This is a genomic window from Streptomyces sp. DH12, from assembly GCF_020873895.1.
Classification (GTDB): Bacteria; Actinomycetota; Actinomycetes; order Streptomycetales; family Streptomycetaceae; genus Streptomyces.
This window is the reverse complement of sequence record NZ_JAHWGT010000003.1, coordinates 193,170-219,611: the sequence shown is the minus strand read 5'-3', so window position 1 is coordinate 219,611 and position 26,442 is coordinate 193,170. Positions and strand designations below refer to the sequence as shown.

The 26,442-nt window shown below is 75.3% G+C and carries 26 protein-coding genes; 11 read left to right on the top strand and 15 right to left on the bottom strand.

Annotated features, from left to right (window positions below):
- Window positions 1–2 precede the first annotated feature (2 nt).
- The gene (locus LPA54_RS04220; RefSeq protein ID WP_228973824.1) at window positions 3–620 is read right to left on the bottom strand and encodes a dihydrofolate reductase family protein; all 618 of its coding nucleotides are present in this window, start codon (window positions 618–620) and stop codon (window positions 3–5) included.
- 111 nt (window positions 621–731) lie between these two features.
- Window positions 732–1,343, bottom strand: coding sequence for a GNAT family N-acetyltransferase (locus LPA54_RS04215; protein WP_228973823.1), 612 nt, complete (start codon window positions 1,341–1,343; stop codon window positions 732–734).
- 250 nt (window positions 1,344–1,593) lie between these two features.
- Here LPA54_RS04215 and LPA54_RS04210 point away from each other — a divergent pair, with 250 nt between their 5' ends.
- Window positions 1,594–2,556 carry a DMT family transporter gene (locus tag LPA54_RS04210; RefSeq protein ID WP_228973821.1) on the top strand — a complete coding sequence of 321 codons (963 nt, stop codon included), beginning with the start codon at window positions 1,594–1,596 and terminating at the stop codon, window positions 2,554–2,556.
- 65 nt (window positions 2,557–2,621) lie between these two features.
- On the opposite strand, the gene LPA54_RS04205 is transcribed toward LPA54_RS04210, so the two are convergent.
- On the bottom strand, window positions 2,622–3,398 hold the full coding sequence (locus LPA54_RS04205) for a GNAT family N-acetyltransferase (protein ID WP_228973819.1): 777 nt from the start codon (window positions 3,396–3,398) through the stop codon (window positions 2,622–2,624).
- A gap of 107 nt (window positions 3,399–3,505) precedes the next feature.
- On the opposite strand from LPA54_RS04205, the gene LPA54_RS04200 reads away from it, so the two are divergent.
- Entirely contained in the window at window positions 3,506–3,835 is a 330-nt protein-coding gene (locus LPA54_RS04200; RefSeq protein ID WP_228973817.1) for a hypothetical protein, read from the top strand.
- Window positions 3,836–3,922: 87 nt separating this feature from the next.
- The gene (locus LPA54_RS04195) at window positions 3,923–4,663 is read left to right on the top strand and encodes a MerR family transcriptional regulator (RefSeq protein WP_228973814.1); all 741 of its coding nucleotides are present in this window, start codon (window positions 3,923–3,925) and stop codon (window positions 4,661–4,663) included.
- 57 nt (window positions 4,664–4,720) lie between these two features.
- Here LPA54_RS04195 and LPA54_RS04190 read toward each other — a convergent pair whose 3' ends face one another.
- From LPA54_RS04190 to LPA54_RS04175, 4 genes are read right to left on the bottom strand one after another with little or no spacing between them, the layout of a single operon-like run.
- Entirely contained in the window at window positions 4,721–6,901 is a 2,181-nt protein-coding gene (locus tag LPA54_RS04190; protein WP_306806454.1) for a 3-hydroxyacyl-CoA dehydrogenase NAD-binding domain-containing protein, read from the bottom strand.
- Between the two features lie 48 nt (window positions 6,902–6,949).
- On the bottom strand, window positions 6,950–8,164 hold the full coding sequence (locus LPA54_RS04185) for an acetyl-CoA C-acetyltransferase (RefSeq protein ID WP_228973813.1): 1,215 nt from the start codon (window positions 8,162–8,164) through the stop codon (window positions 6,950–6,952).
- Between the two features lie 51 nt (window positions 8,165–8,215).
- A complete protein-coding gene (locus LPA54_RS04180) occupies window positions 8,216–9,358 on the bottom strand; it encodes an acyl-CoA dehydrogenase family protein (RefSeq protein WP_228973811.1) in 1,143 nt (380 codons plus the stop codon).
- The gene (locus LPA54_RS04175) at window positions 9,355–10,617 is read right to left on the bottom strand and encodes a CaiB/BaiF CoA-transferase family protein (RefSeq protein WP_228973810.1); all 1,263 of its coding nucleotides are present in this window, start codon (window positions 10,615–10,617) and stop codon (window positions 9,355–9,357) included. The genes LPA54_RS04180 and LPA54_RS04175 overlap by 4 nt, the downstream gene beginning before the upstream one ends.
- 179 nt (window positions 10,618–10,796) lie before the next feature.
- Here LPA54_RS04175 and LPA54_RS04170 point away from each other — a divergent pair, with 179 nt between their 5' ends.
- A complete protein-coding gene (locus LPA54_RS04170) occupies window positions 10,797–11,990 on the top strand; it encodes a trans-acting enoyl reductase family protein (RefSeq protein ID WP_228973808.1) in 1,194 nt (397 codons plus the stop codon).
- Window positions 11,991–12,218: 228 nt separating this feature from the next.
- Here LPA54_RS04170 and LPA54_RS04165 read toward each other — a convergent pair whose 3' ends face one another.
- The 3 genes from LPA54_RS04165 to LPA54_RS04155 form a co-directional block, all read right to left on the bottom strand.
- Window positions 12,219–12,596 carry a VOC family protein gene (locus tag LPA54_RS04165; protein WP_228973807.1) on the bottom strand — a complete coding sequence of 126 codons (378 nt, stop codon included), beginning with the start codon at window positions 12,594–12,596 and terminating at the stop codon, window positions 12,219–12,221.
- Window positions 12,593–13,300, bottom strand: a complete 708-nt coding sequence (locus LPA54_RS04160) for an endonuclease V (RefSeq protein WP_228973805.1) — start codon at window positions 13,298–13,300, stop codon at window positions 12,593–12,595. The genes LPA54_RS04165 and LPA54_RS04160 overlap by 4 nt, the downstream gene beginning before the upstream one ends.
- 93 nt (window positions 13,301–13,393) lie before the next feature.
- The gene (locus tag LPA54_RS04155) at window positions 13,394–14,521 is read right to left on the bottom strand and encodes an oxidoreductase (protein ID WP_228973803.1); all 1,128 of its coding nucleotides are present in this window, start codon (window positions 14,519–14,521) and stop codon (window positions 13,394–13,396) included.
- Between the two features lie 141 nt (window positions 14,522–14,662).
- Between LPA54_RS04155 and LPA54_RS04150 the strand changes: the two genes are divergently transcribed.
- From LPA54_RS04150 to LPA54_RS04140, 3 genes are all read left to right on the top strand, one after another.
- Window positions 14,663–15,079: an SsgA family sporulation/cell division regulator gene (locus LPA54_RS04150; protein ID WP_228973801.1), complete on the top strand. Its 417-nt coding sequence runs from the start codon at window positions 14,663–14,665 to the stop codon at window positions 15,077–15,079.
- Between the two features lie 317 nt (window positions 15,080–15,396).
- On the top strand, window positions 15,397–17,010 hold the full coding sequence (locus LPA54_RS04145; RefSeq protein WP_228973799.1) for an ABC-F family ATP-binding cassette domain-containing protein: 1,614 nt from the start codon (window positions 15,397–15,399) through the stop codon (window positions 17,008–17,010).
- A 106-nt stretch (window positions 17,011–17,116) separates the two neighbouring features.
- Complete coding sequence (locus LPA54_RS04140) at window positions 17,117–18,091, top strand: acyl-ACP desaturase (protein WP_228973797.1); 975 nt, start codon at window positions 17,117–17,119, stop codon at window positions 18,089–18,091.
- A gap of 140 nt (window positions 18,092–18,231) precedes the next feature.
- Here LPA54_RS04140 and LPA54_RS04135 read toward each other — a convergent pair whose 3' ends face one another.
- The 3 genes from LPA54_RS04135 to ligD form a co-directional block, all read right to left on the bottom strand.
- Entirely contained in the window at window positions 18,232–18,528 is a 297-nt protein-coding gene (locus LPA54_RS04135; protein WP_228973795.1) for a WhiB family transcriptional regulator, read from the bottom strand.
- 173 nt (window positions 18,529–18,701) lie between these two features.
- A complete protein-coding gene (locus tag LPA54_RS04130) occupies window positions 18,702–19,508 on the bottom strand; it encodes a VOC family protein (RefSeq protein WP_228973793.1) in 807 nt (268 codons plus the stop codon).
- A gap of 6 nt (window positions 19,509–19,514) precedes the next feature.
- Window positions 19,515–20,522 (bottom strand): non-homologous end-joining DNA ligase, encoded by a 1,008-nt coding sequence (gene ligD, locus LPA54_RS04125; RefSeq protein WP_228973791.1) that lies wholly within the window; start codon window positions 20,520–20,522, stop codon window positions 19,515–19,517.
- A gap of 65 nt (window positions 20,523–20,587) precedes the next feature.
- Here ligD and LPA54_RS04120 point away from each other — a divergent pair, with 65 nt between their 5' ends.
- Window positions 20,588–21,652, top strand: coding sequence for an ATP-dependent DNA ligase (locus tag LPA54_RS04120; RefSeq protein ID WP_228973790.1), 1,065 nt, complete (start codon window positions 20,588–20,590; stop codon window positions 21,650–21,652).
- A 152-nt stretch (window positions 21,653–21,804) separates the two neighbouring features.
- Here the strand turns inward: LPA54_RS04120 and LPA54_RS04115 are convergent, their stop codons facing one another.
- Window positions 21,805–22,017, bottom strand: coding sequence for a hypothetical protein (locus LPA54_RS04115; RefSeq protein WP_228973788.1), 213 nt, complete (start codon window positions 22,015–22,017; stop codon window positions 21,805–21,807).
- Window positions 22,018–22,189: 172 nt separating this feature from the next.
- Here LPA54_RS04115 and LPA54_RS04110 point away from each other — a divergent pair, with 172 nt between their 5' ends.
- Window positions 22,190–22,450, top strand: coding sequence for a hypothetical protein (locus LPA54_RS04110; protein WP_228973786.1), 261 nt, complete (start codon window positions 22,190–22,192; stop codon window positions 22,448–22,450).
- 92 nt (window positions 22,451–22,542) lie between these two features.
- Here the strand turns inward: LPA54_RS04110 and LPA54_RS04105 are convergent, their stop codons facing one another.
- Window positions 22,543–22,998, bottom strand: a complete 456-nt coding sequence (locus LPA54_RS04105) for a YchJ family metal-binding protein (protein ID WP_228973784.1) — start codon at window positions 22,996–22,998, stop codon at window positions 22,543–22,545.
- A gap of 141 nt (window positions 22,999–23,139) precedes the next feature.
- On the opposite strand from LPA54_RS04105, the gene LPA54_RS04100 reads away from it, so the two are divergent.
- Window positions 23,140–24,927 carry an FAD-dependent oxidoreductase gene (locus LPA54_RS04100; protein WP_228973783.1) on the top strand — a complete coding sequence of 596 codons (1,788 nt, stop codon included), beginning with the start codon at window positions 23,140–23,142 and terminating at the stop codon, window positions 24,925–24,927.
- A gap of 135 nt (window positions 24,928–25,062) precedes the next feature.
- Window positions 25,063–26,406 (top strand): 6-phospho-beta-glucosidase, encoded by a 1,344-nt coding sequence (locus tag LPA54_RS04095; protein ID WP_228973781.1) that lies wholly within the window; start codon window positions 25,063–25,065, stop codon window positions 26,404–26,406.
- Window positions 26,407–26,442 lie beyond the last annotated feature (36 nt).

Here is a 26,442-nt window from a genome sequence, read left to right as displayed (position 1 = left end):
GATCACCGGGAGAGGTCGTAGGTGAGGTGGGTCGCGGTCGATGTCGGGAGCACGCCCCGCTGCACCAGGGTGCGTGGCGCTCCGCCGGTGAACAGCGGTGTCCCGGCGCCCAGCACGACGGGTGCGAGGTGCAGCGTCAGCACGTCGACCAGCCCGGCGTCGAGCGCCGAGGCGATCGTGGCGCCGCCGCCCATGAGGACGACGTCGAGGTCCTTGCCGCCGGATGCCGACGCCGCCTCGGCTCGCTCGCGGGCGGCGGCGACCGCGTCGGGCAGACCGGTCGTGACGAACGTCCAGTCGAGGCCGGTGGTCCGCACCGAATCCGGCGGCACGCTCGTCACGACGACGAACGCGGGCCTGCCGACCTCGCCGGCGCCGTAGCCGCAGGTGTCGTCCCAGCCCTCCGGTCCGTCGACCACGTCGAAGAGGCGGCGGCCGAGGACGACGGCGCCCGAGCGGGCGGTCCCCTCGCGCAGGACCCGGCGGTCGTCGGGGTCGTCGGAGAACGCCCAGGTGTGCAGGGCCTCGCCACCGGTGCCCAGACCGTTGTCCGGGCCGGGGTCGGGTCCGGTGACGAAGCCGTCGAGAGAGACGGAGATGTCGGCGATGGTGCGCGTCATACAGGGCAGACCCGATCCGCTGCCCGAACTCATCGCTGCTGGACGGTCCGGCGGACGCGTCCCGGGCCGGGCCTGGTGTAGGAGGGCCGCGCCGGGGCGTGAGGTCGACGGTCAACGGGTCGGGCGGGGGTCCCGGCGCATGCACCAGGTGCGGGGGCCGGCGTCGGGGAGGACGATGTCCGCCGTGACCCTGAAGCCGAGGCGCTCGTAGAAGGACACGTTCCGCTCGCTGGAGGTCTCCAGGAACACCGGGTGTCCGGCCCGTGCGGCCGCCTCGATGCCGGGGGCCAGCACCGCGCTGCCGAGTCCCCGCCCCTGGGCCTCGGGGGCCACCGCCACCGTGTCGAGGAACCAGGCCGGCTCGCGCGGCCGGTGCGGCGCGACGGCCCGCTCCGCGGACTCGTGGGCGGCCGCCCGGTCGCCGGCGAGGTCGCCGAGCAGGGGGCCCAGCTCGGTGAAGGCGGGCGACGGGTCCCCGTCGGGGGTGGTCCAGACGGCGACGGCCCGGCCCCCGTCGGCGACCCAGACACGCCCGTACACCATGCCGACGCGGGTCAGGCACAGTTCCTGGAAGCGGCGGATCCGCTCCTCGTGGTCCTCCGCGGCGATCACGTGCCGCGTGTAGGGGTAGTCGGCGAAGGCCCGCGCGAGGGTGTCGACCGCCGTCGGGACGTCGGCGTCGGTGAGGGGGCGTACGGACGTGTCGTCAGGGTGCCGTTGCATACCGGAGGAACGATCTTGGCGGGAGGATTGATTCCCCCCACCCGCCGTACCGGTCCCGCCCCGGGGATAGCATCGGCCCGTGAACACCTACTGGCACGTCGTGCTGCCGCCGCTCTGCGCCTGACCGGGCGCGGACACCGAAGGCTCTGAACCTCCGTCCCCGACCGACCCGCAGGGCGGTCCGGGGTTCCTGTCGTGCGCCCGTTTCGGATCAGTCCACTGACGCATTCGACGACGGAAGACCACGACAGTGCCGAACCGCACGACCCCCCTGACTGCCGCGCGCCCGGCGACCGCCGGCTCGCGCCCCTCCCGCACCACCCTCCTCGACGGCCCCGCGCCCATCCTCGGCGCCGCCGTCCTGTGGGGCAGCACCGGGACCGCCGCGTCCTTCGCCCCGGCCGGCGCGTCACCCGCGACCATCGGCTGCGCCGGTCTGGTCCTCGGCGGCATCCTGCTCTTCCTCACCGCGAAGGGCGCCCGCTCGCTGCCCGCCGCCTGCACGCCCCGCGAACGGCGGCTGCTCGCCCTGGGCGCGCTCGCGGTGGCCGGGTACCCCGTCACCTTCTACCCCGCGACCGCCAGGACCGGGGTGGCGGTGGCCACCGTGATCGCGCTGGGCAGCGCGCCCGTCTTCGCCGGACTGCTCTCCTGGGCCACCCGAGGGGTCCGGCCCACCGCCCGCTGGACGGGAGCCACCGCGACCGCCGTCCTGGGCTGCGCCCTCCTGGTGCTCGGCCCCTCGCTCACCGCCGGGGCCACGCCGGTGGACCCGACGGGCGTGGCGCTGGCCGCGTGCGCCGGGCTGTCGTACGCCGTCTACGCCCTGGTGGCGGCCGGGCTCATCAGCCGCGGGCGGCCCTCCGGCGCGGTGATGGGCGTGCTGTTCGGCGCGGCCGGGCTGCTCGTGTCGCCGCTCGTCCTCGCCGTGGACGTGCGGTGGCTCGCGACGGCGCGCGGCGCGGCGGTGGCCGGGTACCTGGCCCTGTTCACCGTCTACCTCACCTACCGGCTCTACGGGCACGGGCTGCGCCGCACCCCCGCGTCGGTGGCCACGACGCTGACCCTGCCCGAGCCGGCCGTCGCCGCGGTCCTGGGCGTCACCGTGCTCGGTGAACGCCTGCCGGCGCTCTCCTGGTGCGGGTTGGCCGCCCTGGCCGCGGGCCTGGTGCTGCTCACCGTCCCGGCCGGGACCGGCCGCCGGGGCCGGTAGCCGGGGCCGGTAGCCGGGGCGGGCGGCCGGTCCCGGCGGCGCACCCGCACACGTGGCCGCGGGCGTCAGGGCCCGTACACGTACGGGGTGGTGGTGGACAGGGTGGTGAAGCCGAGGCGGTGGAGGATGGGGCGGCTGTCGGCGGAGGCGTCGACCTGCAGCCAGTCGTATCCTCGGGCCGCGGCCACCCGGGCGCGGTGGGCCACGAGGGCGCGGTAGACGCCCCTGCCGCGCCACTCCGGTACGGTGCCGCCGCCCCACAGGCCGGCGAAGGGCACGCCGGGGAGCATCTCCACGCGGGCCGAGCTGACCGGCCGGCCCTCCGCCACGGCGACCACGACGGCGAGCGTGTCCGGCCGGTCCCGGAGCTGCGCCAGCAGGCGCCGGCGCAGCAGCGTGCCGTCCGTGCCGAACGCGCCCTCGTGCGCCTCCGCCACGAGGTCCATCCCGGCCGCGTCGGTGACCGGGAGGATCCGCACGCCGTCGGGCGGCGCGGCGGCGGTGGCGGCACCGGCCGTCCCGGTGACCATCAGCGCCTCGCGGGGCTCCGCCCGGAACCCGGCGGCTTCGAGCCGGTCACCGAGGTCGGCCGGCTCGTCGTGGGCGTACAGCTTCCACTCGAAGTCCCGGCCGAGGGCGGTGTAGTGGCGGATCTGCTCCTCGACGGCCCGGTCCGCCGTCCCGGCGGTCAGGCCGCTCCACAGCACGCCGTTCCACGCCTCGGCGGGGCCCGTCTGCCGGACCACCTCCCCCGCCCGCTCCACGCGGCACCCCGGCCCGTCGGGCCTGGCCTCCCGCCGCATCCACCGGTCGTACAGCGCGCGTACCGCTTCCTCGTCCATGGGCGCAGCCGACCACCGCGGGGCGGGCGGGGCAACGGATTTTCAGGACGCCCGCCATGGGGTACGTTGAACGTGTTCAAATACTACGGAGACCGGGGGCACACACCATGGACACCGCATTGGACGGACGGCCGCGGCGGGTACACGGAATCCAGCTGTTCGTCGCGGTCCTGGCCGCACTGGCGACCCTACCCGCGCTCGTCCTGGGCTTCGACGCCGACCTCGGCGGCCTCTTCCTCGTCACCGCCCTGCCCGTCGCGGTACCGCTCCTGCTCCTGCGCCACCGACGGGCCTTCGCCTGGACGTGCGCCCTGCTCGGGTTCGCCCTCGCGGTGTGGGGCTTCGTCGGAGCCATGGCCGGGATGTTCTTCTTCCTCCCCTCGGCGGTACTGCTCATGATCGCCCCCGCCGTCGGCCCCGGCCCCGGCTCCCGCTGACCGCGCCCCGCCCAGCGGGGTTTCACAGCGGTGGTGCGACAGCAATACTGTTGCAGCAGTGCGACACCAGTGGAGAAGCGAGGGCCCGTGGCGACCGAGACGCAGCAGCCGGCGTTCACCGTGGACGAGCTGGCCGCCCGGGCCGGCGTCACCGTCCGCACGATCCGCTTCTACGGCACGCGCGGACTCCTCCCGCCCCCCGTCCTCGGCCCCCGCCGGGTGGGGCGGTACGGGCCCGAGCACCTCGCGCGGCTGGCCCTGATCGAGGAGTTGCAGCGCCAGGGCATGACGCTCGCCGCGATCGAGCGGTACCTGGAGCAGCTGCCGCCCGACGTGGACGCGCACGACCTGGCGATCCACCGGGCGCTGGTGGCGACCTGGGCGCCGGACTCCGTGGAGCGGTTGACCCGCGCCGAACTGGAGCGGCGGGCCGGGCGCACGCTGACCGACGCCGACATGGACCTGCTGGCCGCGATGGACGTGCTGAGCGGCCCCGACGAGGACGGGACCCTGCGCGTCGACCTCGGGCTGCTGCGCCTCGGCGTGCAGCTGCTCGACGTGCCGATCCCGCACGCCACGATCGTGGCCGCCCGCGCCGTGCTGGTGGAGCACACGCGCGAGGCGGCGCACCAACTGACCCGGCTCTTCCGCGACGAGGTGTGGAGCCCCTACCGGGAGCGGGAGGCCGACCCCGAGGACCCGCAGCACGTGCGGGCGATGAAGTCGCTCTCCGCCCACATGCAGCCGCTCGTGGTGCAGGCGCTGGTCACCGCCTTCCAGCGGTCGCTCACCGAGGAGCTGCGGGCCGCCTTCCGCGCGCCGGAGTGACCGCTCGCGCCCGGTCGGGGGGGCCGGGCCCGCTCCCGCGCGGGCCCGGCCGGCGGGTCAGTCCGTGAACGTCTCGCCCCGCTCCGCCTTCGCCACCAGGAGCGCCGGCGGCTCGAACCGCTCGCCGTACCGCGCGGCCAGCTCCCGCGCCCGCGCCGTGAAGCCGGGCAGGCCGCCCTCGTAGCCGTTGACGTACTGCAGGACGCCGCCGGTCCAGGCGGGGAAGCCGATGCCCATGACGGAGCCGATGTTGGCGTCGGCGACCGAGGTCAGGACCCCCTCCTCCAGGCAGCGCACCGCGTCGAGCGCCTCGGAGAAGAGCATCCGCTCCTTCATGTCCTCGAAGGGGACCTCCGTGCCGGCGCGGGTGAAGTGCTCGCGCAGCCCGGGCCACAGGCCGGTGCGGTTTCCCTCCGCGTCGTAGTCGTAGAAGCCGGCTCCGCCGCCGCGGCCCGTGCGGCCGAACTCGTCGACCATGCGGTCCACGACGGCCTCCGCCGGGTGCGCGGTCCAGGTGCCGCCCGCCTCCTCCACGGCGCGGCGCGTCTCGGCGCGGATGCGGCGGGGCAGCGTCAGTGTCAGCTCGTCCATCAGCGAGAGCACCTTGGCCGGGTAGCCGGCCTGGGCCGCCGCCTGCTCGACGGAGGCCGGCTCGACGCCCTCCCCCACCATCGCGACGCCCTCGTTCAGGAACCGGCCGATCACCCGGGAGGTGAAGAACCCGCGCGAGTCGTTGACGACGACCGGCGTCTTGGAGATCTGCCGGACCAGGTCGAAGGCGCGGGCCAGGGCCTCGTCGCCGGTCCGCCCGCCCCGGACGATCTCCACGAGCGGCATCTTGTCGACCGGTGAGAAGAAGTGCAGGCCCACGAAGTCGGCCTGCCGCTCCACTCCCTCGGCGAGGACGGTGATCGGCAGCGTGGAGGTGTTGGAGCACAGCAGGGCGTCGGGCGCGACGACGTCCTGGACCTCCTGGAACACCTTGTGCTTCAGGGCCGTGTCCTCGAACACCGCCTCGATGACGGCGTCGCACCCGGCGAGGTCCGCGGCGTCGGCCGTCGGGTGGATGCGGGCGAGCAGCGCGTCCGCCTTCTCCCGGGTGGTCCGGCCCCGCTCGACCGCCTTCGCGCAGAGCTTCTCGGAGTAGGCCTTGCCCTTGGCGGCGGCCTCGGCGGAGACGTCCTTGAGGACCACCTCGATGCCCGCCTTCGCGCAGGCGTAGGCGATGCCCGCGCCCATCATCCCGGCGCCCAGGACGGCGGCCCTGCGGACCGTGCCGGGCTCCACTCCCCGGGGGCGGCTCCGTCCGGCGTTGACGGCCTGGAGGTCGAAGAAGAACGCCTGCATCATGTTCTTCGCGGTCTGCCCGGTGACGAGTTCCGTGAAGTAGCGGGACTCGATGACGCAGGCGTTGTCGAAGTCGACCTGGGAGCCCTCGACGGCGGCGGCGAGGATGTTGCGGGGCGCCGGGTAGGGGGCGCCGTTCAGCTGCTTGCGCAGGTTCGCCGGGAAGGCCGGCAGGTTCGCCGCGAACTTCCGCTGCGCCGGGGTGCCGCCGGGGATCCGGTACCCGGGGACGTCCCACGGCTGACGCGACTCCGGGTGGGCGTCGATGAAGGCGCGGGCCCGGGCGAGCATGGCCTCGGGCGAGTCGACGACCTCGTGGACCAGGCCGTTGTCCAGGGCGCGCCGGGGCGGGTACTGCCGGCCCTGGAGGAGGACCTTCAGCAGCGCGTCGGCGATCCCCATGAGGCGGACGGTGCGGACGACGCCGCCGCCCCCGGGCAGCAGGCCGAGCGTGACCTCGGGCAGGCCGATCTTCGAGCCGGGCGCGTCCAGGGCGATCCGGTGGTGGGAGGCGAGGGCGATCTCGTAGCCGCCGCCGAGCGCCGCGCCGTTGATGGCGGCGACGACGGGCTTGCCGAGGGTCTCGATGCGCCGCAGCGAGCGCTTGACGTCGGTGGTGGCGTCGAAGATCCGCCGGGCGTCGGCCGGGCCGGCCCGCATCATGTCCTTCAGGTCGCCGCCGGCGAAGAACGTCTTCTTCGCGGAGGTGTAGACGATGCCGCGGATGGAGTCCCGTTCGGCCTCGGCCCGTTCGGCGACCGCGGCGATCGACTCGCGGAACGCCTGGTTCATGGTGTTGGCGGACTGCTCCGGGTCGTCGAGGACGAGCGTGACGACACCGGTGTCGTCCTGTTCCCAGCGGATGGTGGAACGCGTCGGCAGGGCGGTCATGGATGCTTCTCCGTAACGGGGTGCGGGCGGGGCGTCAGGCGGCGGAGGTCAGAGGCGCTCGACGACGGTGGCGACGCCCATGCCGCCGCCGACGCAGAGGGTGGCGAGGCCGTACCGCTTGCCCTGGCGTTCGAGTTCGTCGACGAGGGTGCCGAGGATCATCGCGCCGGTCGCGCCGAGGGGGTGGCCGAGGGCGATGGCGCCGCCGTTGACGTTGATCCGGTCGAGGGGCAGGCCCATGTCGCGGGCGAAGCGCAGCACGACCGCGGCGAACGCCTCGTTGATCTCGACGAGGTCGATGTCGTCGACGGTGAGACCGGCCTTGGCCAGCGCCTTGCGGCTGGCGGGGGCGGGCCCGGTGAGCATGATGGTCGGCTCGGAGCCGGAGACGGCGGCGGAGACGATCCGGGCGCGCGGCGTCAGCCCGTACCGCTCGCCGACCTCGCGGGTGCCGACGGCGACGAGGGCGGCACCGTCGACGATGCCGGAGGAGTTGCCCGCGTGGTGGACGTGGTCGATCCGCTCGACCCAGTGGTACTTCTGGAGGGCGACGGCGTCGAAGCCGCCCAGGTCGCCGATGTCGGCGAAGGAGGGCTTGAGCGCGGCGAGGCTGTCGGCGGTGGTGCCGGGGCGCAGGTGCTCGTCGTGGTCGAGGACGACGAGGCCGTTGCGGTCCTTGACGGGGACGACGGACCGGTCGAAGCGGCCCTCCTTCCACGCGGTGGCGGCGCGTTCCTGGGAGAGGGCGGCGTACTCGTCGACGTCCCGCCGGGAGAAGCCCTCGACGGTGGCGATGAGGTCGGCGCTGATGCCCTGGGGGACGAAGCGGGTGGTGTGGTTGGTCATGGGGTCGGACATCCACGCGCCGCCGTCGGAGCCCATCGGCACGCGGGACATCGACTCGACGCCGCCCGCGAGGACGAGGTCCTCCCAGCCGGAGCGGACCTTCATGGCGGCGGTGTTGACCGCGTCGAGGCCGGAGGCGCAGTAGCGGTTCGACTGGACGCCGGCGACCGTGTCCGGCAGTCCGGCGGCGATGGCCGCGATCTTGGCGATGTCGGAGCCCTGGTCGCCGAGCGGGGAGACGACGCCGAGGACGATGTCGTCGACGGCGGCCGGGTCGAGGTCCGGGAGCCGGTCGCGCAGCTCGTGGATGAGGCCGACGACGAGGTCGATGGGCTTGGTGCCGTGCAGGGAGCCGTTGGCCTTGCCGCGGCCCCGGGGGGTGCGGATCGCTTCGTAGACGAACGCTTCGGTGGTCACAGGTCGGGCCTTTCGCGTCGCGGTGGTCGTCGCATCACGGGGTGGAGTGGGTCAGCCGAGCAGCGAGCGGCCGATGATCTCCTTCATGATCTCGGTCGTGCCGCCGTAGATGGTCTGGATCCGGCCGTCGGTGAAGGCGCGGGCGATCGGGTACTCGCTCATGTAGCCGTACCCGCCGTGGAGTTGCAGGCAGCGGTCCGCGACCCGCTTCTGCAGCTCGGTCGCCCACCACTTGGCCATCGAGGCGTGGACGGCGTCGAGCCTGCCGCCGGTGTGCTCCTCGATGCAGCGGTCGACGAAGGAGCGGGTGACGGCGCACTCGGTGGCCATCTCGGCGATCTCGAAGCGGACGTGCTGGAGCCTGGCGAGCGGCCTGCCGAACGCCTCGCGCTCCTTGACGTAGGCGCTGGTGGTCTCCAGGAGGTGCTCGGCGCCGGCCGCCGCGGCGACGGCGATGGTCAGGCGCTCCTGGGCGAGGTGGGTCATGAGGTGGACGAAGGCGCCGTCGCGCTCGCCGAGGAGGTTCCCCTTCGGGACGCGGACGTCGTGGAAGAACAGCTCGGCGGTGTCTTGGGACTTCTGGCCAATCTTGTCGAGGTTGCGGCCGCGTTCGAATCCGGGTGTGCCGCGTTCGACGACGAGTAGGGACAGTCCGTGCGCCCCGCCCTCCGGCGTGGTCCTCGCGACCACGACGACGAGGTCGGCGAGGATGCCGTTGGAGATGAAGGTCTTGGAACCGTTGAGGAGGAAGTGGTCGCCGCGGTCCTCGGCGGTGGTGCGGATGCCCTGGAGGTCGGAGCCGGCGCCAGGCTCGGTCATGGCGATGGCGGTGATCGTCTCGCCGGTGCAGAAGCCGGGGAGCCAGCGGCGCTTCTGCTCGTCGGTGGCGAGCCCGGTCAGGTACGGGCCGATGATGTCGTTGTGCAGCCCCACGGCGAGGCCGGGCGCGCCGGCGCGGGCGAACTCCTCGGCGAGGACGGCGCTGTAGCGGAAGTCGGGGGTGCCGCCGCCCCCGTACTCCTCGGGTACGGCGAGGCCCAGCAGGCCCTGGCGGCCGGCGGCGCGCCAGGCGTCGCGCGCGACGACGCCGTCCTCCTCCCACCGCGCGTAGTGCGGCAGGACCTCCTTGGCGAGGAAGGTGCGGACGGTCTCGCGGAACGCGTCGTGCTCGGCGCTGAAGATCCGGCGCTTCAACGGGGCCTCCTGTCGGGGCTGTCTGGGCTGACGGGGCTGACGGCGCGGCTGCCCGCGGTGCGGGTGTCGGCGGTTTCGGTGTCGGCGGTGCGGGTGTCGGCGGTGCCGCCCGGGCCGCCGGTGTCCGCGTCGCCGGTGGCGAGGGCCGGGAGGTCCCAGTCGCGGGCGACCTCCTCGGCGTCCGCGCCCGGTCGCGCGGGCGGGCGGCGTACGGAGGCCGGGGTCGCCGAGAAGCGGGGCGCGGGCGCGGGCTGGGTGAGCCCGGCGTGCTCGGTGAACGTGCCGCGGGCGGCCAGGTGCGGGTGGGCGGGGGCCTCGCGCAGGGTGAGGACGGGGGCGACGCAGGCGTCGGTGTCCTCGAAGAGCGCCGTCCACTCCTCCCTGGTGCGGGTGGCGAACCGGGCGGCGACCGCGGTGCGCAGCTCGTCCCAGCGGGCCGGTTCGTGGCGGGCCGCCGCCGTCGCGTCGTCGAGCCCGAGGACCCGGGTGAACACGTCGTAGAAGCGCTGCTCCAGTGCCCCGACCGCCATGTGGGCGCCGTCGGCGGTCTCGTATGTGCCGTAGAAGGGGCAGCCGCCGTCCAGGAGGTTGCTGCCGCGCCGGTCCTGCCAGGCGCCGGCCGCCAGCATGGCGTGGATCATCGTGGCGAGGTGGGCGGCGCCGTCGGCGACGGCCGCGTCGACGACCTGGCCGGTGCCGCCCTCGGAGCGCGCGTGGTGCAGGGCGGCGAGGACGCCGACGACGAGGTACAGGGAGCCGCCCGCGTAGTCGCCGACCAGGTTGGCGGGGACGGTGGGCGGCTCGTCCGGCCTGCCGAAGAGGGAGAGGGTGCCGGTGACGGCGATGTAGGAGACGTCGTGTCCGGCGCGCCGGGCGAGCGGCCCGTCCTGGCCCCAGCCGGTCATCCGGCCGTAGACGAGCCGGGGGTTGCGGGCGAGGCACTCGTCGGGGCCGACACCGAGGCGTTCGGCGACGCCCGGCCGGTAGCCCTCGATGAGGACGTCCGCGCGGGCGACGAGGTCGAGGAGGCGCGCCGGGCCGTCGGCGGCCTTGAGGTCCAGGAGGACGGAGCGCTTGTTGCGGTTGGTGAGGTCGTACGCCGGGTCGATGCCCAGGCCCGCGCCGCCCGGCCGGTCGACGCGGACGACGTCGGCCCCCAGGTCGGCGAGGAGCATCGCCGCGAACGGCCCCGGCCCGATGCCGGCCAGCTCCACCACGCGCACCCCGCCGAGCGGGCCGCTCCCCGTCGTCGCCGTCATCCGGTCCCCTCGCCACGCCTCTGTGACACTACCGCTGTAACAGTGACGATGTTAAGAACGTGTTCCACCGCGCACAACCCCCTTCCGGCGCGTCCCGCACCGGCCGCGCGGCCCCGACGGGACAGCCACTAGCCTCTGCCTCCTTACAGCAGCGCACCAGAGCAGCGGCGGAGGACCTGATGGACACGCGGGACGGCACGGCACGGGCGTACGACGTGGTGCTCTACGGGGCGACCGGCTTCGTGGGGGAGCTGACCGCCCGCTACCTCGCGGCGCACGCGCCGGCCGGGTGCCGGTGGGCGCTGGCCGGGCGGTCGCGGGAGAAGCTCGCGCGGCTGCGCGACCGCCTCGCCACGGACCACCCCGGCTGCGCGGAGCTGCCGCTGCTGGTGGCGGACGCCGCCGACCCGGCCGCGCTGCGCGACCTCGCGGGGTCGGCGCGGGTCGTCGCCACGACAGTCGGCCCGTACGTCTGGTACGGCGAACCGCTCGTCGCGGCGTGCGCGGCCGCGGGGACGGACTACGTCGATCTGACGGGTGAACCCGAGTTCGTCGACCTGATGTACGTACGTCACGACGCGCGGGCCCGGGAGACGGGTGCGCGGCTGGTGCACGCGTGCGGCTTCGACTCGGTCCCCCACGACCTGGGCGTGTACTACACGGTGCGGCGGCTGCCGCGGGACGTGCCGCTGCGGGTCGACGGGTTCGTCCGGACCGACGCGCTCTTCTCCGGCGGCACGCTCGCCTCGGCGCTCACCGCGATGGGGCGCGGCCGGCAGATGGCGCGGGCCGCGCGGGAGCGGCGCCTGCACGAGCCGCGACAGGTGGAGCGGCGGGCCCGGGCGCCGCTGGCCGGGCCGCGGTTCAGCCGCGAGACGGGCGCGTGGGCGCTGCCGCTGCCGACGCTGGACCCGAGGGTCGTGGCGCGGTCGGCGGCGGCGCTGCCCGAGTACGGCCCCGACTTCCGCTACCGGCACTACGCGGCGGTGCGGACGCTGCCGATGGCGCTGGGCGGGGTGGCCGCCGTGGGCGCCGGCCTGGCGCTGGCGCAGGTGCCGCCGGCCCGCCGGTGGCTGACGGAGCGCTACGCGCCGGGCAGCGGCCCGGACGCGGAGCGGCGGCGGCGCAGCTGGTTCCGGGTCCGCTTCGTCGGGGAGGGCGGCGGGCGCCGGGTGTGCACGGAGGTGTCGGGCGGCGACCCGGGGTACGACGAGACAGCGAAGATGCTCGCCGAGTCCGCCCTGTGCCTCGCCTTCGACGGCGGACTGCCGCCGGTCGCGGGGCAGGTGACGACGGCGGTCGCGATGGGTGACGCGCTGCTGGAGCGGCTGCGTACGGCGGGGATCCGGTTCAGGGTCGCCGACGCGCGCTAGGGGGTGTCTTGTCGATCAGGCCGGATCGGCGAGCGGCGTCCGGTGTCGTGCGGCGCGAGGCGGAGCATCGGCGACCGGCGACAACGCGGCGAGGCGCGACACCGGACGCCGGGAGCCCGGCACGATCGACGAGACACCCCCTGGGGCGGGGTCGGTTGCCGCCCGCTCCCAGCCGGGCACGGGGACGCCGCACGGGCCGCCGCGCCCCGGGCCCGGCGGTCGCCCCCGTCACTCACGTACGAGGCAGAACGGGTGGCCGGCCGGGTCCGCGCAGACGATCCAGCCCCGGTGCGGCCCGCCCGCGTCGAGGACCTCGGCGCCCAGCGCCACCGCCGCGTCGCGCGCCGCCCCCAGGTCGGTGACGCCCACGTCGAGGTGGAACTGCTGGGGCCGGCGCGGGTCGGGCCAGCGCGGCGGCTCGTACGGGTCGGCGCGCTGGAAGGCGAGCACCCGGCCGTCGTCGAGGTGGAGGGTCGCCCACTCCTCGTCCAGGGACCAGCGCCCGTCCGGGCGGTCGACGTCGCCGCCGAGCAGGCCCTGGTAGAAGGCGGCCAGGGCCCGCGGCTCGGGGCAGTCGAGGACGACGCACTGGAGCCGGCCGATCATGCGGCGCTCCCCTGCCCCGCGGTGGCCTCCCGCAGCGCCCGGCGGCACAGCGCGTCGGCGTGCCGGGTGGTCTCGGGGAGCCGGTAGCGGGGCGTCAGCGCCAGGGTGTGGGCGCAGGCGGCGTCGAGCGTGACGCGGTGCCCGACGGAGACGAAGACCGGCTTGACGCCGTCCCTCGTCCGCAGGGCCCGCCCCACCTCCTCCGTACCGGCGAGGAGCGGCGCGGTGGAGCCGCGACGGGGTGCCGGGTCCTCGTGGGTGAAGGTGAACGGGTTCTTCGCCACACCCACGGCCGGCAGCCCGGTGAGGACGCCGAGGTGGCTGGCGAGGCCGAAGCGGCGCGGGTGGGCGAGCCCGTAGCCGTCGCAGACGACGAGGCCGGGCTCGGCCGCGAGGGCGTCCAGGGCGGCGAGGACGGCGGGCAGCTCGCGGAAGGCGAGGAGGCCGGGGACGTACGGGAAGGAGACCCGGCCGACGGCGGTCGCCTCCTCGACGACGTCGAGGGTGCGGGCGTCCAGCACGACGGCCGCGGCGACGACGAGGTCGCGCTCGTCGTCGTACGCCACGTCGACACCGGTCACGAGGCCGGTGCCGGGAGCGGGCCCCGGCTCGTCCCGCACCACGCGGGCGCGCAGCGCGTCCTGGACGGCCAGGGCCTCCTCCTCGTCGGCGGGCCAGCCGGCGGGCGTTTCGATGATCGTCATAGTGCCGTCAGCCTAGCCAGCGGATGCCGGGGGCGTGCGCCTCGGCCGGCGCGGAGGTGAGGCGCGGGTCACCGTAGGGAGATGGGGCGCGCGTCATCCCGCGCGCAGGGTGAGCCGTGCGGCGCGGCCCTGGGCGCCCGACGCCCAGCAGGCGCCGTCCGGGGTGCAGTCCACGGTGTCGTACGAGCCCGTGTCGACGGTCCGCCAGGTCCGCCCGCCGTCCGTGGTGAGGTCCGTGCCGGTCGGGCCGACGGCGAGGGCGGCGGTGCGGCTGTGCGGCAGCCACGCCACGGAGGAACGGTACGCGGGCGGGGGCGTGGCTGCCGTGCGCCAGGTGCGGCCGCCGTCTCGGGTGACGGCGGCGGCGCGGGGCGAGGGCTGGTCGGCGCGGTAGTCGCCGCCGACCGCGATGCCGTGGGCGCGGTCGCGGAAGGCGAGGCCGAACACGCCGCGGGCGGCGTCGCCGGCCGGTATCCCCGTCTCGGTGACCGTCCAGGTCAGGCCCCGGTCAGCGGAGTGCAGGACGCGTCCGGCGGCTCCGCCGCCGGTCGCCAGCCAGACGTCGCGCGGCCCGGCGCTGACGAGGCACTGGCCGCCGGCGGCGAACCCGGCCTCCCCGGGGAGCGCCGCGGGCATCCCCGCGCCGGGCAGGACCCGCCAGCTGCGCCCGCCGTCGGCGGTGGACAGGATCCGGAACCGGCCGTCGACGGGGTCGCTCATGGCCAGGCCGTGGCGCCGGTCGAAGAAGGTCACGCAGTCGTAGAAGGCGCGCGGGTCGGGGTTGCGGAAGGTCTCGGTCCAGGTGGCGCCGCCGTCGTCGGTGCGCAGGATCCGGGACGCCTCGCCCTCCCCGATCGCCAGGACCACCGCGCGGCGCCCGTCGAACGCCTCGACGTCCCTGAACTCCAGTGCTCCCGCGCCGGGCGGGGAGACGTCGCGCCAGCTGCGCCCGCCGTCGGAGGTGCGCAGGACGGTGCCCGCGGAGCCGGCGACCCACGCCGTGTGCCGGCTCACCGCCGCCAGGCCGCGGAAGCGGGCGGTCGTCCCCGTCCCGACCGGCTGCCAGCCGGGCACCGCCGTCGTCGCGCCCGCTTCGGGGGCCGGCGCCGGCGCGGTTCCCCGGGCGTGCGCCGCCGGGCCGGCCACCAGGGCCGTCGCCGCCACGACCGCCCCGCACAGCACCAATGAAACCCGGCGTCTCGTCTTCCCCATGGCTGTCATGGCGCCGGACCGTACTGCCCGCCGCCCGCCGCGTCCAGACCGCCACCCCTTGTGACGCACCTCACAACGGACCGGAGTGCACGCGGCGACGGAATCCGTCGTCCTTCCCGGTGAGAGGGAGAACGAGCAGGGGAGCCGGACGTGTCCGCCGTCATCGAACAGGCCGTGGAAGCCCGCCTCGTCGCGTCCGCGCCCTGCATGGACGTCGTCCCGGCCGTCCTCGGCTACGCGTGCGCCGACCCGTACACCGTGCGCATGACCTTCCCCGCCGCGGCGACGCTGGAGGGCGTGGAGGTCGTGTGGGAGTTCTCCCGCGAGCTGCTCGCCGCGGGCCTGGAGGGGCCGGCGGGCCTGGGCGACGTACGGGTGCGGCCCTACGGACACGGCCGGACCGTCGTGGAGTTCCACGCCTGCGAGGGCGTCGCCGTGATCCACCTGCGCACCGGTGAGCTGCGCGACTTCCTGCGGCGGGCGCTGGACCTGGTGCCGGCCGGCCGCGAACACCTCCACCTGGACCTGGACGGCCGCCTCGCGCGGCTCCTGCGCGACGCGTACTGAGCCGCGCGCCCGGCGGGGAAAACCCGTTGCCGCCCGGCCGACTCCCGCTCTAGCGTTCCTCTCGGCCCTGTAGCCGTCGATCGGAGTAGGACATTGCTCGTCTGAGGTCCTGAGACACCGTGCCGCCGCACGAAGCGCGTTCCCGCGCCGTGCGCGCCGCCGTGTGCGACCTCGGCGTACGAGCCCGTCCCGCCCGCCCGTCCCGCGCCCCGCGCGGGCCGGTCGGTCCGGTCGACCAGACCGTTCCCGCCTCCCCGGTCGCCCCACCGGTGTCTCACCCGTTGCCCCCACCCCCTCCACGCAACCGGGAGACGCTCATGGCACACCCTTCCCCTTCCCCCGCGCTCGCCTGCTCCGCCCTGTCCTTCGCGTGGCCGGACGGCACGCCCCTGTTCGACGGGCTGAACCTGGGCTTCGGTCCGGGTCGCACCGGCCTCGTCGGCCGCAACGGCTCCGGCAAGTCGACCCTGCTGCGGCTGCTGGCCGGCGAGCTCGCCCCGGCCGGCGGGACGGTCCGCGCCGCGGGCGAGATCGGCTACCTCCCGCAGGACGCCACGCTCGACACCGGCCTGCGGGTCGACGAGGCCCTCGGCATCGCCCGCACGCGGGCCGCCCTGCACGCCATCGAGTCGGGCGACGTGCGCGAGGAGCACTTCACGGCGGTCGGCGACGACTGGGACGTGGAGGAGCGGGCGCGCGCCGCGCTCGACCAGCTCGGCCTGGACGGCATCGGCCTGGACCGGACCACCGGCGAGGTCTCGGGCGGCGAGTGCGTGCTGCTGCGGCTCGCCGCCCTGCTGCTGGCCCGCCCCGCGGTGCTGCTGCTGGACGAGCCGACCAACAACCTCGACCTGCGCGGCCGCCGCCGGCCGTACGCCGCCGTCGACGCCTGGCCGGGCGTCCTCGTCGTGGTCAGCCACGACCGGGAGCTGCTGGAGCGCGTCGACCGGATCGCCGAGCTGCGCGAGGGCGGCGTCAGCTGGTACGGCGGGCCCTACTCGGCGTACGAGGAGGCGGTGGCCGCCGAGCAGGAGGCGGCCGAGCGGATGGTCCGCTCCGCCGAGTCCGACGTGCGCCGGCAGCGGCGGGAACTCGCCGAGGCGCAGGTCAAGCTGGCCAAGCGGAAGAAGTACGGGCAGAAGACCGCCGAGAACCTGCCGCCGATCCTCGTCGGGGCGCGCAAGCGGGCCGCCGAGGTGTCTGCGGGCAAGCACCGCGCCGTCCACGCCAAGCGGCTGGAGCAGGCACGGGAGCGGCTGGGCGAGGCGGAGGAGGCCGTACGGGACGACGACGCGATCCGCGTGGAGCTGCCGTACACCGCCGTCCCCCCGGGGCGGAACGTCCTCCTGCTGCGGGACCTGGTCCTGCGGCACGGGGCGCGGCTGGACGGCGAGTCGGCGGTGCGCGGGCCCGAGCGGGTCGCCCTGGTGGGGCGCAACGGCTCGGGCAAGACGACGCTGCTGCGGACCGTCGCCGGGGAGCTGGAGCCGCTGGAGGGCGAGGCGGTGGCGCGGGTACCGCTGCGCTTCCTGCCGCAGCGGCTCGACGTCCTGGACGACGGGCTGACCGTCGTGGAGAACGTGGCGCGCTTCGCCCCGGACGCCTCCGTGAACCGGATCAGGGCGCGCCTGGCCCGGTTCCTGTTCCGGGGGGCGAAGGCCGACCAGCCGGCGGGGACGCTGTCGGGCGGCGAGCGGTTCCGGGCGACGCTGGCGGCGCTGCTGCTGGCCGAGCCCGCGCCGCAGCTCCTGCTGCTGGACGAGCCGACGAACAACCTCGACACGGCGAGCGTGCGCAGTCTCGTCGACGCGCTGGAGGCGTACGAGGGGGCGCTGCTCGTGGCCAGCCACGACGTGCCGTTCCTGGACGCGATCGGCATCACACGGGAGGTGTCGCTGGACGGTGTGACCTCGGCGCATGACGGAAGGTGATCGGCCGGTTCTCCGCACGGGCTTGGCGGCGGGCTTACGGCGCGCTTAACCTACGGTCTCGTAACCTACGAGCCCGTAAGTATTGATCGCTTTTCCAGGAGCCCACGTGACCCTCACCTCTCCCCACCTCGGCAGTTCGGCGGACTGGACCGATGCCCGACTGCTGTACGCGCTGGAAGAGGTCGTCGAGAAGGAGCTGAACCGGCACCTGAAGGTCGTCAAGGACTGGATGCCGCACGAGTACGTGCCGTGGTCCGACGGCCGGAACTTCCCCGGCCTCTTCGAGGACGGCGAGGCGTGGGACCCGCAGCAGTCGAAGGTGTCCGACGTGGGCAGGATCGCCCTGGTGGTGAACCTGCTCACCGAGGACAACCTGCCCAGCTACCACCACGAGATCGCCACGCTCTTCGGCCGGGACGGCGCCTGGGGCACCTGGGTGCACCGCTGGACCGCCGAGGAGGGCAGGCACGGCATCGTCATGCGCGACTACCTGCTCGCCTCGCGGGCCGTGGACCCGGACAAGCTGGAGCAGTTCCGGATGGCCCACATGAGCGAGGGCTTCGAGTCGGACAACCGCCACTCGATGCTGCACTCGGTGGCGTACGTCGCCTTCCAGGAGCTCGCCACCCGCATCTCGCACCGCAACACCGGCCACCAGTCGGGCGACCCGGTGTGCGACCGGATGCTGGCGCGCATCGCGACCGACGAGAACCTGCACATGGTCTTCTACCGCAACCTGCTGGGTGCGGCCTTCGAGCTCGCCCCGGACCTGACGATGCAGGCGGTACGGGACGTGGTGGTGAACTTCCGCATGCCGGGCCACGGCATGCCGGGGTTCGAGCGGGCGGCGGCGCAGATGGCGATCGGCGAGATCTACAACATGCGCATCCACCACGACGACGTGCTGCAGCCGGTGCTGCGCTTCCTGAAGGTGCTGGAGATCGACGGGCTCGGCCCGGAGGGTCTGAAGGCGCAGGAGGAGCTCGGCCTCTACATGCACGGGCTGGACACCGAGGCGTCCAAGTTCGACGAGAAGCTCGCCGCGCGCAAGGCCCGCATGGCGGCCCGCGCCGCCGGCTGACGGCCGCGCCACGGCACCGGGCCCCCCGGGCCCGGCCGGCGCCCGGCCCGGTCCCCGCTCGGGCGGGGGCGCGTCGCCCGTCGGCGGCGTGCCGCCCGGCGGGCGGGACGTGCCGGCGGGCCCGGCCCGGCCCGGCGGGCTCAGCGGCGGTCGGCGCGCCGCCTGAGCGCGTACCGCTCCTGCTCGGAGAGGCCGCCCCACACGCCGAACCGCTCGTCGTGCGCGAGCGCGTACTCCAGGCACGCCTCACGGCCCTCGCAGATGCCGCAGAGCATCTTCGCCTCGCGGGTGGAGGACCCGGGTTCCGGGAAGAACAGCTCGGGTCCCGTCTGCGCGCACAGGGCGGTCTCCTGCCAGGAGAGCTCGCCGTCCGACGGGGCGGTGCCGGCCGGGACGGGGCGGAGGGCGGTGCGTTCTGCGGTGTCGTTGATCGGCATGCCGCACACGCTGCCCCACCGCGATAAACGACCGGTCAACGCCCGGTCAACGCCCGCGGACCCGTGCCCTCTCCCTCGGGCGGACCCGCGTCCTCCCCCTCAGGATGGGCCCGCGCGCCGCGGCCGGGCAAGGAGTTCCCCGGCGGGGCGTGTCCCCGCCGCGGCGCCCCTCCTCACGGGGTGGCGGGCGCGCGCTCCAGGACCGCGAAGCGGGCGCCGTGGGGGTCGGTGAGCTTGGCGCCGCGGCCGAGGCCGGCGAGGGCGCCGGGGCCGCGGCGGACCGCGCCGCCGAGCCGTTCGGCCAGCTCCACGGCGGCGTCGAGGTCGGCCACCTCGAAGTACGGCGCCCACGAGGGGCCGTCGGCCTCCTCGGACGGGTCCGCGGCGAGCGGGACGACCCCGCCGAAGGCGTCGGCGGGCGCGTCGGGCCCGCCGCCCGGCGGCTGGAGCAGCGTGTACGCGCCGCCCGGCCTCGCGGTGTGGGCCTCCATGCCGAAGACCTGGTCGTAGAAGGAGAGGTCGGCGACCGGGTCGGAGGTGTACAGCTCGGTCCAGGTGAGGGCGTTCGGCTCGCCCACCACGTCGAGGCCCTGGTGCGTCCCGGGCTGCCACACCCCGAAGCCGGCGCCCGTCGGGTCGGTGAACAGGGCCATGCGGCCCAGGTCGAGGACGTCCATGGGGTCGAGCGTCACGCTGCCGCCGCCCGCGCGGACGGCCGTGGCGGTCGCGTCGGCGTCCGGGGTGCGGAAGTACAGCGTCCAGGCCGAGCCGCCGCCGTTCCCGTGCTCCGGCGGTACGGTCATGGCGCCCGCGACGCTCGCGCCGGCGCGGCGGAACATGCCGTAGCCGCCCGTCTCCGGGCCGGCCGGGGCGAGGTCCCAGCCGAACAGCTCCCCGTAGAACGTCCGCGCCCCGTCGAGGTCGGGCGTGCCGAGGTCGATCCAGGCCGGCGAGCCGGGGAGGGGGCGGGGGGTGGGCATGGGGGCTCACTCCTTCCTGGCGCGGCTCGGCTGCACCCGTTTGGGCTCGCCGGGCATCTTGGGGTAGTCCGGCGGGTACGGGAGGTCGCCGAGCCCGTGGTCGCGCTCGTCGCGTTCGGCGAGCTCCAGCAGCCCCTCCAGGCCGAAGGCGTACTCCTCCATGTCGGCGTGGACGTCGCCGTGGTCGGCGTACCGGACGGGCATGGTGATCAGGTCGAAGTCGCGCGGCTCGACGTCGTCGAGCTCCTCCCACCGCAGCGGGGCCGAGACCGGGGCGTGCGGCCGGGGGCGGACGGAGTAGGCGGAGGCGATGGTGCGGTCCCGGGCCGTCTGGTTGTAGTCGACGAAGATCCGCTCGCCGCGCTGCTCCTTCCACCAGGCGGTCGTGACCCGGCCGGGCATGCGGCGCTCCAGTTCGCGGCCGACGGCGATGGCGGCGCGGCGCACCCCGGTGAAGGTCCAGCGCGGCTCGATGGGGACGAAGACGTGCAGGCCGCGCCCCCCGGAGGTCTTCGGCCACCCCCGCAGGCCGTACTCGTCGAGCAGCGCGCGCAGTTCGTGGGCGGCGCGCACGGCGTCGGCGAAGCCGGTGCCCGGCTGGGGGTCGAGGTCGATGCGCAGTTCGTCGGGGTGGTCGGTGGCGTCGCCCCGGACGGGCCAGGGGTGGAAGGTGAGCGTGCCGAGGTTGGCCGCCCACAGGACGGCGGCGACCTCGGTGGGGCGGATCTCGTCGGCCGAGCGGCCGCTGGGGAAGGCGATGTGGGCGGTGGAGATCCACTCGGGGAGGTTCTTCGGTGCCCGCTTCTGGAAGAACGACTCGCCGCCGACCCCGTCGGGGAAGCGCTCCAGCGTGGTGGGCCGGTCGCGCAGGGCCCGGGTGATGCCGTCGCCGACGGCGAGGAAGTAGCGGGCCACGTCCAGCTTCGTGAAACCGCGCTCCGGGAAGTACACCTTGTCCGGGTTGGACAGGCGCACCGTGCGTCCGCCCGCCTCCAGCTCCACCGCTTCTGCCATGCCGCCACGGTAGGCGGAGGGAACAGAACGCGCATATCGGGTCGGTCCGGGCGCAGAATCGTGCCATGGATCTGCCGGTGATGCCGCCCGTGAAGCCGATGCTGGCCAAGAGCGTCAAGACCATCCCGCCCGGGATGCACTACGAGGGGAAGTGGGACGGCTTCCGCGCCGTCGTCCACCGGGACGGCGCCGAGGTGGTCATCGGCAGCCGGACCGGCAAACCGCTCACCCGGTACTTCCCCGAGGTGGTGGCGGCGGTGCGGGAGCTGCTGCCGGAGCGGTGCGTCGTGGACGGCGAACTCGTCGTCGCCCACGGCGGGCGGCTGGACTTCGACCGCCTCTCGGAGCGGATCCACCCGGCGGAGTCGCGGGTGCGGACGCTCGCCGAGCGGACCCCGGCCCGGTTCGTCGCGTTCGACCTGCTCGCGCTGGACGACACCGCCCTGCTGGACGCGCCGCTGACCGAGCGCCGCGCCGCCCTGGAGAGGGCCCTGGCGGAGGTGCGGCCGCCGGTCCATGTGGCGCCCGCGACGACCGACGTGGAGGAGGCCCGCCGGTGGTTCGAGCAGTACGAGGGCGCCGGCCTCGACGGGGTCGTCGCCAAACCGCTCGACCTGCCCTACCGGCCGGACACCCGCCTCATGTACAAGATCAAGCACGAGCGCACCGCCGACGTGGTGGTGGCCGGATACCGCTTCCACAAGAGCGGCCCGGTGGTGGGCTCGCTGCTGCTCGGTCTGTTCGACGACCGCGGCGCGCTCCAGCACGTCGGCGTGTGCGCCGCCTTCACGGCCCGGCGCCGCGCGGAGCTGGTCGAGGAGCTGGCGCCGCTGGTCATGGACCCGCCCGACGCGCACCCGTGGGCGGCCTGGGGGGAGGCCGCCGCGCACGAGAGCGCCCGGCTGCCGGGGGCGCCGAGCCGCTGGTCGGGGAAGAAGGACCTGTCCTGGGTGGCCCTGCGCCCCGAGCGGGTGTGCGAGGTGGGCTACGACCACATGGAGGGCGACCGGTTCCGCCACACGGCCCAGTTCCGCAGGTGGCGCCCGGACCGGACGCCGGAGAGCTGCGGCTACGAGCAACTGGAGGAACCGGTCTCCTACGACCTGGACGAGGTGCTGTCCGGCCCGTGACGGGCGCGGGGCGGTGGCGGCGGCGGCAGGCGTGGCGGGCCGTGGCCGGCGGCCGATGACTGGTGGCCGGCGGCCGGCGGCCGGCGGCCGGTCGGATCGTGACACGGGCCGGCCCGTGCCGCACCCCGCCGGGGGCGGCACGGGGCCGGCTGTCATCCGCCCCGGTGCTCGCCCCCGGTCCCCCGCTCGTCCTCGGGGCCGCGGCCGCGCTCGGTGCGGGGGCCGCGGGAGCGCCACTCGGGGCGCGCCTGGAGGGTGGCGTTCGCCTGGTCGTTGGCGTCCCGGTCGGAGACGCCGTGGTTCTCCGCCTCCTTGCGGAGTCGCGCGCGGTGGATGTCGTATTTCTTGCTGCCTGGCTCGGGCATGGCGGTCACCTCCGACCAGGTCGGGTACCCCGCGGCCGTCCCCGGACACCGGGCGGCCGGAGGCCGGGAGGCGGCCCCGGGGACGGACCACCGTCCGGGAGCCGTCACCATAGGGGGGTACATCCCGCACCCGGACGCCTGCCACAAGCAGGACAGCAGTAAAGGACCTCACGTGACCGTGTCGCGTCTCATCCCCGTGCCGATCCCCGACCACGTCGCCGCGCTGATCGGGTCCTGCATGCCGATGGGGGTGCTCCAGGCGGAGATCGACGCCGAGTGCGCCGCGCGTGAGGTGCGCCGCTTCCGCGGCCCCATGTGCCAGGAGGACCAGGCCGACCGGGAGCACGCCCTGGCGGCGCTGGCCCGCGCCAACAAGGTGCTGGCCGCCTACAACCCGGGCCTCGTGCTCCGCCCGGGCGGCGGCATCCGCTGACCCGCCGACCCGCCCGCCGTCCGCGGCCGCGGGTCCCCCGGGGCCGTCCGCCGCCCGCCGGACGGCCGCCCCGGGGCCGTCCGGACGCTCCGTCAGTCGAACGTCCCGTCCACGTACACCCACGCCCCGCCGTCCTTCTCGAAGCGGCTGCGCTCGCGGAGCGCGCCCGGCTCCCCGGCGTGGGTGTAGTGGGCCGCGAAGGTCACCGTACCGGTGGTGTGGAAGAGCGTGCCGTCCGTCGTGTCCAGGACCTCCAGGCCCGTCCAGCGGGTCTCCGGGTCGAAGTCGACCGTGCGGGGGCGGGTCGCCGCCGCCCAGGTGCGCAGCAGGTACGCCTCGTCGCGCAGGACGAAGGCGCTGTAGCGCGAACGCATCAGCCGCTCCGCCGTCGGGGCCCGCTCGGCGCCGGAGTGGAAGCGTCCGCAGCACCGCCCGTACGCCGCCGCCGACCCGCACGGGCAGGGCGCGTCCGGCCCGACGGCCGGAGCGGGGGCCGGCGCGGCGGCACGGGCGGGGGCGGTACGGGGGCGTGGCTTGCGTGGCGACATGCGCCCATTCTGCCCGGCGCCGCCCGGGGCCGGTTTCCGGCCATTGTGCGGCGGGGGCCGCACGGTGCTTCCGGGTCATGGGAGGCGGCCCTATCGTCCTGCGCCGGACGTGGTAGTTACCGCCGGTAAAAGGGGACGGGCATGAACCGTACGGGTACGACGCGACGCACGTTCGTGGCGGGCGCCGCCGCCGTCACCGGGGCGGGGGTCGCCGGCGTGGCGCCGACCGCCCGGGCCGCCGCGCCCCGCTCCCCCGGGCCGGCGGACGCCCCGGACCGCTCCGTGGCCGTGCTGGGCGGCGGCGTCGCGGGGCTGACGGCCGCTCACGAGCTGGCCGAGCGGGGCTTCGACGTCACGGTCTACGAGCGGCGCGCGCTCGGGGGGAAGGCCCGCAGCATGGACGTGCCCGGCAGCGCCCGGGGCGGACGCAGACCGCTCCCCGCGGAACACGGCTTCCGCTTCATCCCGGGCATCTACCAAAACCTGCCCGACACGATGCGGCGGATCCCGTTCCCCGGCAACCCGAACGGGGTCTTCGACAACCTCGTCGCGCCCGGGGAGATGATGTTCGCCCGCACCGGCCGCGAGGACCTGCGCTTCCCCATCCCCTGGCCCGGGCACCGGCCCGAACGCCTCACCCTCGACGAGTTGCGCCGCGCGCTGACCGCCCTGCTCGACACCGCCCTGAACCTGCCCCTCCACGAGACCGCCTACTTCGTCAACCGGGCGCTCGTCTTCCTCACCAGCTGCCAGGAGCGGCGCGACGAGGTGTGGGAGCGCACGCCCTGGTGGGAGTTCACGCGGGCGGCCCGGATGTCGGAGGACTACCAGCGGATCCTCGCGATCGGCGTGACGCGCAACATCGTCGCCACCAAGGCCGAGGAGGCCAGCACCCGCACGGTCGGCACGCTCGGCGAGGCGTTCGTCCTCAACGCGCTCGGCCGGGGCGCGGACGGCCCGCCCGACCGGATCCTCAACGCGCCCACCAACGAGGCGTGGATCGACCCGTGGGTGGCGCACCTGCGGGCGCTGGGCGTGGAGTTCCGGATCGGCTGGACGCTGCGGGAACTGCGGTACGGCGACGGGCGGATCAGCGCCGCGCTGGTCGACGACGCGCGGGGCGCGCGTCACGAGGTCACCGCCGGGCACTACGTCTGCGCGCTGCCCGTCGAGCACGCCCGCCGCACCTGGGGCCCGGCGCTGCGGGCGGCCGACCCGCAGCTGGCGCGCTGCGACCGGCTGCGGACCGACTGGATGACGGGCATCCAGTTCTACCTGACCGAGCGTCCGCCGCTGGTGCGGGGGCACGTCAACTGCATCGACTCGCCCTGGTCGCTGACGGCCATCGCGCAGGCCCACCACTGGACGGGCGGGGACTTCGCCGCACGGTACGGCGACGGGGTGGTCGTGGACTGCCTGTCGGTGGACGTCTCGGAGTGGGACCGGCCGGGGATCCTGTACGGGCGGACCGCGAAGCAGTGCACCCGGGACCAGGTCGCGCGCGAGGTGTGGGCGCAGTTGAAGGCCGCGCTGAACGACACCGGGCACCAGGCGCTGAAGGACGGCGCGCTGCACTCGTGGTTCCTGGACCCGGGTGTCGACGGGCTCGGCACCCCGCACCCCACGAACGAGGACGAGCTGCTGATCCACCCCGTCGGCACGTTCCACGACCGGCCGCAGGCGCGGACGCGCGTGCCGAACCTGTACCTGGCGGGCGACTACGTCTCCGTCGACATCGACCTGGCGACGATGGAGGGCGCCAACGCGGCGGCCCGTCAGGCCGTGAACGCGCTGCTGGACCGGTCCGGCTCGGACGCGCCGCGCTGCGTGGTGCGCCCGCTGTTCCGGGCACCGGAGATCGAGTCCCTGCGGCGGCACGACCTGTTCCGCCACCGCCTGGGTCTGCCCAACGCGCTCGACCTGGGCTGAGGCCCGGCTCCGCCCCCGGCCCTCGGGGCCCCGGCCCGTGGGGCGGCCGGGTCCGCGGCGCGGCCGGCGGTGGGGCCCGGGCCCATGCTGCGGCGCGGCCCCGGTCCGGGATGACCGCGCAGTAGCGTACGGGGCATGAGGCTGACGATTCTGGGCGGCGGCGGGTTCCGGGTGCCCCTGGTGTACCGGGCGCTGCTCGCCGACCACGGGGAGGGCCGGGTCACCCGCGTCGTCCTGCACGACGTGGACGGGGCGCGGCTCGCCGCGATCGGCAGGGTGCTGGCCGACCAGGCGGCGGGCGTGCCGGACGCACCGGCCGTGACCACGACCACCGATCTCGACGAGGCGCTGCGGGGCGCCGACTTCGTCTTCTCGGCGATCCGCGTCGGCGGCCTCGCGGGACGCGCGGCGGACGAGCGGGTGGCGCTGGCCGAAGGGGTGCTCGGGCAGGAGACGGTGGGCGCGGGCGGGGTCGCGTACGGGCTGCGGACGGTACCGGTGGCCGTCCACGTGGCCCGGCGGGTGGCCGAGCTGGCACCGGCCGCCTGGGTCATCAACTTCACCAACCCGGCGGGCCTCGTCACGGAGGCGATGTCACGGGTGCTGGGCGACCGCGTCGTCGGCATCTGCGACTCGCCCGTGGGGCTGGGCCGCCGGGTGGCACGGGTGCTGGGCGCGGACCCGGCACGGGCGTGGGTCGACTACGTGGGCCTGAACCACCTCGGCTGGCTGCGCGGGCTGCGCGTCGACGGGCGCGACGTGCTGCCGCGGCTCCTCGCCGACGAGGCGGCGCTCGGCTCGTTCGAGGAGGGCCGGCTGTTCGGCGCCGACTGGCTCCGCTCGCTCGGCGCGATCCCCAACGAGTACCTGCACTACTACTACTTCAACCGCGAGACGGTCCGCGCCTACCGGGAGGCCGTGCGCACCCGCGGGGCGTACCTGCGCGACCAGCAGGCCGGGTTCTACGCGGCGGCCGCCCGCCCGGAGGTGCGCGCCTTCGACGCGTGGCGGCACACCCTCGCCGAGCGGGAGGCCACGTACATGGCGGCCAACCGCACGGCCGCCGGCGACGAGGCGGGCCGGGCCGAGGAGGACCTGGTGCCGGGCGGCTACGAGCAGGTGGCGCTCGCGCTGATGCGCGCCGTCGCGCGGGACGAGCGCTCCACGCTGATCCTGAACGTCCGCAACCGGTCGACGCTGTCGGTGCTGGACGTCGACGCCGTGGTCGAGGTGCCGTGCCTGGTCGACGCGAACGGCGCCCACCCGATGGCCGCGGCGCCGCTGCCGAACCACGCCGTGGGGCTGGTTGCGGCCGTGAAGGCGGTCGAGCGGGAGGTGCTCGCGGCGGCGGAGAGCGGTTCGCGGCAGGCGGCGGTCAAGGCGTTCGCGCTGCACCCGCTGGTCGACTCCGTGGCGGTGGGCCGGCGACTGCTGGACGCCTACCGGGCCGAGCACCCCGAGCTGGCGTACCTCGGCTGAAGGCGCGGCGGCGCCCCCCGACGCCGCCACGGCCCT

What these genes read in the sequence shown, in the direction of transcription:
- LPA54_RS04220 (WP_228973824.1), bottom strand. Translation starts at nt 620, where the DNA reads ATGACGCGCACCATCGCCGACATCTCCGTCTCTCTCGACGGCTTCGTC.
- LPA54_RS04215 (WP_228973823.1), bottom strand. Translation starts at nt 1,343, where the DNA reads ATGCAACGGCACCCTGACGACACGTCCGTACGCCCCCTCACCGACGCC.
- LPA54_RS04160 (WP_228973805.1), bottom strand. Translation starts at nt 13,300, where the DNA reads ATGACGATCATCGAAACGCCCGCCGGCTGGCCCGCCGACGAGGAGGAG.
- LPA54_RS04175 (WP_228973810.1), bottom strand. Translation starts at nt 10,617, where the DNA reads ATGACGGCGACGACGGGGAGCGGCCCGCTCGGCGGGGTGCGCGTGGTG.
- LPA54_RS04145 (WP_228973799.1), top strand. Translation starts at nt 15,397, where the DNA reads ATGGCACACCCTTCCCCTTCCCCCGCGCTCGCCTGCTCCGCCCTGTCC.
- LPA54_RS04105 (WP_228973784.1), bottom strand. Translation starts at nt 22,998, where the DNA reads ATGTCGCCACGCAAGCCACGCCCCCGTACCGCCCCCGCCCGTGCCGCC.
- LPA54_RS04115 (WP_228973788.1), bottom strand. Translation starts at nt 22,017, where the DNA reads ATGCCCGAGCCAGGCAGCAAGAAATACGACATCCACCGCGCGCGACTC.
- LPA54_RS04130 (WP_228973793.1), bottom strand. Translation starts at nt 19,508, where the DNA reads ATGCCCACCCCCCGCCCCCTCCCCGGCTCGCCGGCCTGGATCGACCTC.
- LPA54_RS04200 (WP_228973817.1), top strand. Translation starts at nt 3,506, where the DNA reads ATGGACACCGCATTGGACGGACGGCCGCGGCGGGTACACGGAATCCAG.
- LPA54_RS04100 (WP_228973783.1), top strand. Translation starts at nt 23,140, where the DNA reads ATGAACCGTACGGGTACGACGCGACGCACGTTCGTGGCGGGCGCCGCC.
- LPA54_RS04205 (WP_228973819.1), bottom strand. Translation starts at nt 3,398, where the DNA reads ATGGACGAGGAAGCGGTACGCGCGCTGTACGACCGGTGGATGCGGCGG.
- LPA54_RS04170 (WP_228973808.1), top strand. Translation starts at nt 10,797, where the DNA reads ATGGACACGCGGGACGGCACGGCACGGGCGTACGACGTGGTGCTCTAC.
- LPA54_RS04120 (WP_228973790.1), top strand. Translation starts at nt 20,588, where the DNA reads ATGGATCTGCCGGTGATGCCGCCCGTGAAGCCGATGCTGGCCAAGAGC.
- LPA54_RS04190 (WP_306806454.1), bottom strand. Translation starts at nt 6,901, where the DNA reads ATGACCGCCCTGCCGACGCGTTCCACCATCCGCTGGGAACAGGACGAC.
- LPA54_RS04135 (WP_228973795.1), bottom strand. Translation starts at nt 18,528, where the DNA reads ATGCCGATCAACGACACCGCAGAACGCACCGCCCTCCGCCCCGTCCCG.
- LPA54_RS04165 (WP_228973807.1), bottom strand. Translation starts at nt 12,596, where the DNA reads ATGATCGGCCGGCTCCAGTGCGTCGTCCTCGACTGCCCCGAGCCGCGG.
- ligD (WP_228973791.1), bottom strand. Translation starts at nt 20,522, where the DNA reads ATGGCAGAAGCGGTGGAGCTGGAGGCGGGCGGACGCACGGTGCGCCTG.
- LPA54_RS04095 (WP_228973781.1), top strand. Translation starts at nt 25,063, where the DNA reads ATGAGGCTGACGATTCTGGGCGGCGGCGGGTTCCGGGTGCCCCTGGTG.
- LPA54_RS04155 (WP_228973803.1), bottom strand. Translation starts at nt 14,521, where the DNA reads ATGACAGCCATGGGGAAGACGAGACGCCGGGTTTCATTGGTGCTGTGC.